This window comes from Kitasatospora sp. NPDC057738 (assembly GCF_042798815.1).
Lineage (GTDB): Bacteria > Actinomycetota > Actinomycetes > Streptomycetales > Streptomycetaceae > Kitasatospora > Kitasatospora lactacystinica.
Genome location: NZ_JBHVJT010000010.1, coordinates 130,269 through 136,306, shown reverse-complemented (window position 1 = coordinate 136,306; position 6,038 = coordinate 130,269). Strand labels below are relative to the sequence as shown.

General features: G+C 74.5%; 5 protein-coding genes. 1 reads left to right on the top strand and 4 read right to left on the bottom strand.

The window, feature by feature from the left end; all coding sequences use genetic code 11:
* Positions 1-104: 104 nt before the first annotated feature.
* The 4 genes from ACFVGO_RS08060 to ACFVGO_RS08045 all read right to left on the bottom strand — a co-directional run bounded on the left by ACFVGO_RS08060 (position 105) and on the right by ACFVGO_RS08045 (position 5,232).
* Positions 105-1,295, bottom strand: coding sequence for an aminotransferase class V-fold PLP-dependent enzyme (locus ACFVGO_RS08060; RefSeq protein WP_359903912.1), 1,191 nt, complete (start codon positions 1,293-1,295; stop codon positions 105-107).
* Between the two features lie 12 nt (positions 1,296-1,307).
* Complete coding sequence (locus tag ACFVGO_RS08055) at positions 1,308-2,642, bottom strand: pyridoxal-phosphate dependent enzyme (RefSeq protein WP_380631106.1); 1,335 nt, start codon at positions 2,640-2,642, stop codon at positions 1,308-1,310.
* A complete protein-coding gene (locus ACFVGO_RS08050) occupies positions 2,639-4,180 on the bottom strand; it encodes a Y4yA family PLP-dependent enzyme (RefSeq protein ID WP_380631105.1) in 1,542 nt (513 codons plus the stop codon). The genes ACFVGO_RS08055 and ACFVGO_RS08050 overlap by 4 nt, the downstream gene beginning before the upstream one ends.
* Before the next feature lie 293 nt (positions 4,181-4,473).
* The gene (locus ACFVGO_RS08045) at positions 4,474-5,232 is read right to left on the bottom strand and encodes a class I SAM-dependent methyltransferase (protein WP_359903906.1); all 759 of its coding nucleotides are present in this window, start codon (positions 5,230-5,232) and stop codon (positions 4,474-4,476) included.
* Between the two features lie 313 nt (positions 5,233-5,545).
* On the opposite strand from ACFVGO_RS08045, the gene ACFVGO_RS08040 reads away from it, so the two are divergent.
* Positions 5,546-6,004, top strand: a complete 459-nt coding sequence (locus ACFVGO_RS08040; protein ID WP_359903904.1) for a universal stress protein — start codon at positions 5,546-5,548, stop codon at positions 6,002-6,004.
* Positions 6,005-6,038: the final 34 nt, after the last annotated feature.

Sequence of the window (6,038 nt, the reverse complement as noted above, 5' to 3'; positions counted from 1 at the left end):
GGCTGCGTGGGGATGTGATGGGGTGTTGAGCGCGGTGCTGGCGGGGTGAGGCGGTGGGGGGGGGGGGGGCATGGGGGCAAACCTCCCCCCTCCTCCCCGGGCCGCTACCGCAGCCCGCGCAGCACGGAGAGCAGCCGGTCGATCTCCTCCGGGCCGTTGTACACGTGCAGGCTCACCCGCACCGAGCTCTCGCGCTCCCCGGCCCTTGCCTGGCAGTGCCCGTCGGCGCGCACCATCAGGCCGTGGCTGTCGAGGACGAAGCCCAGGTCGTTGGAGCCGATCCCGCGGTGCCGGAAGGTGACGATGCCCTCGCGCTGCTGGACCGCGGAACCGGCGGCCAGGCTCGACCGGCAGCCGAGGACCTCGTACGGGTCCAGGGTGCGCAGCCCGTCGGTGAGCCGGGCGGCCAGGGCGGTGTTCCACCGCCGGACGCGGTCCGGCCCGGCGGCGTCGAGCCAGTCCAGGGCGGCCTCCAGGGCGGCGATCCCGCAGGTGTTGGGCGTGCCGTTCCAGCCGCCGGGGGTGAAGACCGGGCCCCGGGTGTTGCGGGCCCACACCGCGCCGGTGCCGGGCAGGGCCATGGCCTTGTGTCCGGAGAAGACCACGAAGTCGACGTCCAGCGTGCCGACGTCCACCGGCAGGTGGCCGACGCTCTGCGCGGCGTCCAGGCAGATCGGCACGTCCGGGCCGACCGCGGCCCGGATGCGGTGGACGTTCATGTCGCCGCCGTACACGTGGTGCACATGGGTGGCGGCGACGAACGCCGTGCGGTCGGTGACGAGTCCGGCCAGCGCGCGGTGGTCGTAGTCGTGGGAGGCCGGGTCGTACGGCAGCTCGCGCACCGTGATGCGCACGCCCTGGCCGGCCAGCAGCCGCTGGGCCTCCAGCCACGGCAGCGCGTTCGCCTGGTGGTCGGCGAACGGCACGATGATCTCGTCGCCGTCCCGCAGGTGGTGGGGGAGCCAGTCCCGGGCCACCGTGCGCAGCCCCTCGGTCGTGCCGCTGACGAAGTGGACGCCGGAGTGCTGCTGCGGTGCCGGGTCGCCGAGGAAGCGGGCGACCCGGGTGCGGGTGCGGTCGACCAGCGCGGTGGTGGCGTTGGCCCAGGTGTAGGTGCCGCGGCCGGCGTTGGCGTTGGCGGTGGTCAGGTAGCGCTGGACGGCGTCGAGCACCGCCCGGGGCTTCTGCGAGGTGGCCGCGCTGTCCAGGTACGCCCGGTCCGGGTTGCCGGTGATGATGGGGAACTGCGCCCGCAGGTCGCGGTGCCAGTCGTGGAGCTCGGTGAGGGTGGTCATGGCCGGCTCCGCTCAGTCCCGGACCAGTGGGGCGCCCGCGTCGCGCCAGGCGATGATGCCGCCGGTGAGGCTGCGCGCGTCCCGGTGTCCCATCCGGGCGAGCAGCGCGGCGTACCGGGCGGACTTCTCGCCGACCGGGCAGGCCAGCAGCACCGGCTGGTGGGTGCCGAACGGCAGTCCGCCGTGCAGGAGTTCGTCGAACAGCTCGTCCACGATGTTGATCGAGCCCTCGATGTGCAGGGCCGCGTAGGCGAACGGACCGCGCAGGTCGACCACGAGCGGCCGGTCCTCGGCGATCCACTTCCGGGCGGCGTCGACCTCGACGGTCCGGGCGGCGGCCAGCTCGGCCGGGGTCACGGCCTCCACCGAGTTCGGCCGGGCGGGCTGGTTGAACAGCTCGGGCCGGCGGCGGCGGACGTAGCTGAGGTAGCTCTCCACCCGGTCGCAGACGATGAAGACGGCGGTGTGCCGTTCGCCGCCTCCACGTCGCGTCAACTCGGCGTCCACGGTGCGCAGGTGGCGCAGGGCGCCGAAGAGGGCGCCGCCGCCGGTCGGGCCGGCCGGCAGGCCGCAGCGGCGCAGCAGGGTGAGCATGCCCTCGATGGCCTGGTCGGAGGTGACCGACGCGATGGCGTCGTAGGTGGCGGGGTCGAACAGCCCGACCTCGTGCACCTCGTCGATGGTGCGGATGCCGGGGATGAAGTCGGACTTGTGGGCGACCAGTCCGAGCACCTCGACGGCCGGGTTGTGGGCGCGCAGCACGGCCGCGACGCCGGTGGACGAACCGGCGGTGCCGACGCAGGCGATGAAGTGGTCGGGGGCGCGGCCGTCGAGGTCCCGGACGATCTCCGGCCCGGTGCCGGTGAGGTGGGCGTCGAGGTTGAGCGGGCTGTAGTACTGGTCGGTGTGCAGGTAGCCGGAGTCCGTCTCGGAGAGCATCCGGTGGATGCGGGTGAGCGGGTCGTCGGTGTCGGTCGGGTCGAGGCACTCGGTGCGGCCGGGCAGTTCCTCGATCTCCGCGCCCAGCAGCAGGAGCAGGTCCTTGACCTCGGGGACCTTCATCCGGTTGGTGACGCTCCTGAAGGGCAGTCCGTGCAGGCCGGCGATCAGCGCGAGTGCCTTGGCGGTGTTGCCGCTGGACAGTTCCACGACGGTGTCGCCGCGTTCGACGGCGCCGGGCAGGGCCTCGCGGGTCATGTTCCAGGCGGCGCGGTCCTTGACGGATCCGAACGGGTTGAGCATCTCCAGCTTGGCGTACAGGTCGATGTGCCGCAGGCCGGTGACCGCCGGGTCGATCCGGACCAGCGGGGTGTTGCCGATCGCGTCGGTGATGCTGTCGTACCTCATGCCTGTCCGTCCCCCCGGTGTCCTGCGGCGGCCGTCACGTCGACGGGCCAGTACTGCTCGTCCAGGCGCCAGCGCCAGGCGCCGTCCTGCCGGTACGCGGCGACCTTGCGCGCCACGGGCTGGCGCAGCGCGCGGCCGGCGCTGAAGTCCATGAGGTAGCCCGCGGTGTTGGCGAAGGCGAGCAGGTCGCCGGGGGCGGGGAGGCGGGGCAGGAAGACCGTCCGGCGGGTGATCAGGTCGGTCTCCAGGCAGAGGTTGCCGATCAGGTAGACCCCGACCGGGTCCCCCGGCGGGCCGTCCGGTGAGCCGTCCGAGCGGCGGTCCGAGGGGCCGTCCGACGCGCCGGGCGTGGCCGGCGCACCGGGCCGGGGGATCAGCAGAGGGTCCATCAGCACCCCGTGCTCCTCCAGGCCGACGTCCCGCGCGTTCATCTCCAGCCGCACCAGGTGTTCGCCGGCCGCCGTGTGCCGGACCTCCAGGACGCGGGCGAGGGTGGCCCCGCACTGGTCGGCCAGCGCCCGGCCGGGCTCCACCGCCAGGTCGTACAGGTTCTCCAGCAGCAGGGTGCCGAGCGGCCGTCCGAGCGTGGGCGCCGGGCAGGAGAGCAGTTCGTCCAGGTAGGCCTCGGCGGCGACCGGGCGGTGCGCCGGGTACAGGCCGAGGGTGCCGCGCAGTCTGCCGGACTCGTTGCGCAGCCCGTAGCCGTGGCCCTGCCAGGTCAGCGCGGGCCGCTTGCCCAGGACGGCACGGGTCAGTTCGGTGGTGTACCGCTCCCACTGGCCGGCGTCGGCGAGGTAGTCGACCCCGAACCCGCCGCCGATGTCGACGGTGCGGGGCCGCAGCCCCCGGCGCCGGCACTCGTTCAGCACCGTGATGCAGGTTTCCAGGGCGACGGCCTTCTCCGGTACGCCGGTGGTGTCCAGGTGGTAGGCGACGCCGGTCGTCTCCACGGCGTCCCGGTGGCGTTCGAGCGCGTCGATCAGCTCCGTCAGCTCGCCGACGTCGGTGCCGAACCGGCTCGGCCGGGTGAGGACGGTGGTCCCCGGGGCCCGGAAGCCCGACAGCCGGGGCATGACGCGCACCGGGGGCAGGGCCTGTTTGCGCACAAGGTCGGCCAGGTCGTCGAGTTCGGCGCGGGAGTCGAGGTGGACGGTGACGCCGGTGCGGGCCGCCAGCCAGAGGTACTCGCGGTTCTTCGGCCCGGTCGCCATGATCCGCTCGGGCGGGCAGCCGGCTCCGAGCACGTGCTGGAGCTCGGCGAGCGAGGCGACGTCCAGTCCGGCCTCGGTGGCGGCGAGCCGGCGGACCAGGGCGCTGGAGCGGTTCGCCTTGTGGGCGAAGTGGATCCGGCCGGTGAGGTGGTGCTTGCGGTAGACCGCCTGGAAGCGTGCCAGGTTCTCGGCGATCTGCTCGGGCAGGAGCAGGTTGAGGGGCGATCCCAGGGCATCGGTGAGGGTGTGGAGGAGGTCGCGTTCCTCCAGGAGGGATCGGAGCGGGGGCTCCAGCCGTGGTTCGAGATACAGCGGTAAGGGCCGCATGCGAAACCAGCTCTCCGTGAGAAGTCGGCGGAGGGGGCCGCAGCCGCCGACAGGCTGCCCCGTGTCGGCCCGCGTCCCCCGGCGGTCCGCGCGTCGGCGTGGCGCGCGCGGTCGGACGCCGCGTGCGGCTCCCACCGCGGCGGGCGTCGGCGACCGAGGGAAACGCTAACCGTTTCCCTGGGTGATCAACAGGGCGCGTGTGCCACGCGCTCGCAAAGACTGTGCCGGTACGGAAACCGGTGCTCCGGATCGCCTCCCGGAGGGGTCGCTCCGGATCGCTTTCCGGGCCGGGGTCAGCGCAGGGCGACGAGGACGGAGCTGGTGCCGTACTGCCACACCGGTCCGGCCTGCCGGAAGCCGGCCTCCCGCAGCAGTTCGCCGTGCCGGGCGGCCGACAGGCCGTTGCCGGCGCCGTCGGTCGGGGGCAGCTGCCGCTCGCGGGCCGTCAGCAGGTCGGCGAACTCGGGGACCCGCCCGGCCGCGGCCCACCACTGGGACCAGTCCTCGGCGGCGTCGGCGCCCCGGCGCTGGGCGCGGCGCCGGCCGATCGCGAGGGCGAGCTCGGCGAGCGGCCGGTCCTCGGGGATCAGGTGGTCGCCGTTGACCAGGACGCCGCCGGGCCGCAGCACGCCCGCGAGGTCGCGGTAGATCCCGAGCAGCGCGTCCGGCGGTGGGTAGTGCAGCGCGGTGGTGGACACCACGGCGTCCAGCGGGCGATCGAGCCCGAGGTCCCCGATCCAGCCCGGGCGGCCGATCAGGGTCTCGATCCAGCGGGCGACCTCGGGGTGCCGGGCGCGGCCGAGGGCGAGCAGCAGCGGGTCGATGTCGACGGCGAGGATCTCGGCGTGCGGCAGGCGGGCGGCGACGCGCGCCGACAGCGAGCCGGGGCCGCTGCCGAGATCGGCGACGAGCGGCCGCCCGCGGTGTCCGACGGTCTGTTCCAGTACGTCGGCGATGACGGTGAAGCGCTCCTCGCGCTCCACGGCGTACCGCTCCTGCTGGCGCTCCCAGCGGTCCACCCAGGTCCCGGCCAGCGCGGCGTCCACTCGCATCCCGACTCCCGCCGTGTCCGTGCGCATTCGAGGCTTCGCCTTCTGCCAGTGTTTGTCATGTTCATATGGCCCCGCAACCGGTCCGGCACGGGGGATCCGGCGAAACGATATCCGTTTTCATGTGCGGGTTTCCAGTCGGTGCGCCCGCGCCGCCGACCCGGGACCCGCCCGTCGTCGGCCGCGGCCCACCCACCCGCCCGGACCAGCCGCACTGCGCGCCCGGTGCGGTCGGTACCAGGCTGGACACCGAGCCCGGTGACGGCGGACCACCGACCGGTGCGATCCCCCGCCGCCGTCGAGTCGAGGAGGAGCCATGGCCGACCGGCCTGAGGACAAGGGCCGCATCGTGGTCGGGGTGGACGGCTCGGAGCCGTCCCGGCGGGCGCTGCGCTGGGCCGTGCGCCAGGCGGAGCTCACCGGCGGTGCGGTGGTGGCGGTGATCGCCTGGGAGTACCCGACGTACCACGGCGCCCGCGGCTGGTTCCCCCCGGGGATCACCGACGAGGCGGCGCTGGAGGGCCGGGCGCGGCAGGAGGCCGACCGGGCCGTCCGGCAGGCCGTGGGGGAGCGGCCGCCGGTCGAGGTGCGCACCGAGGCGCGCCACGGCACCCCGGCGGGGGCGCTGGTCGAGGCGGCCCGGGGGGCGGACCTGCTGGTGGTGGGCAGCCGCGGCCTCGGCGGCTTCACCGGGATGCTGCTGGGCTCGGTGGCGCAGCACTGCACCCGGCACGCCACCGTCCCGGTCGTGGTGGTCCGCGCCGAGGAGGAGTGACCGGCCGGGCGCCCTGGGGCGGACCCGGCGCCGC

Bases quoted from the DNA above. Each gene is read 5' to 3' on its own strand.
- ACFVGO_RS08040 (WP_359903904.1), top strand. From the start codon at position 5,546: ATGGCCGACCGGCCTGAGGACAAGGGCCGCATCGTGGTCGGGGTGGAC.
- ACFVGO_RS08050 (WP_380631105.1), bottom strand. From the start codon at position 4,180: ATGCGGCCCTTACCGCTGTATCTCGAACCACGGCTGGAGCCCCCGCTC.
- ACFVGO_RS08060 (WP_359903912.1), bottom strand. From the start codon at position 1,295: ATGACCACCCTCACCGAGCTCCACGACTGGCACCGCGACCTGCGGGCG.
- ACFVGO_RS08045 (WP_359903906.1), bottom strand. From the start codon at position 5,232: ATGCGAGTGGACGCCGCGCTGGCCGGGACCTGGGTGGACCGCTGGGAG.
- ACFVGO_RS08055 (WP_380631106.1), bottom strand. From the start codon at position 2,642: ATGAGGTACGACAGCATCACCGACGCGATCGGCAACACCCCGCTGGTC.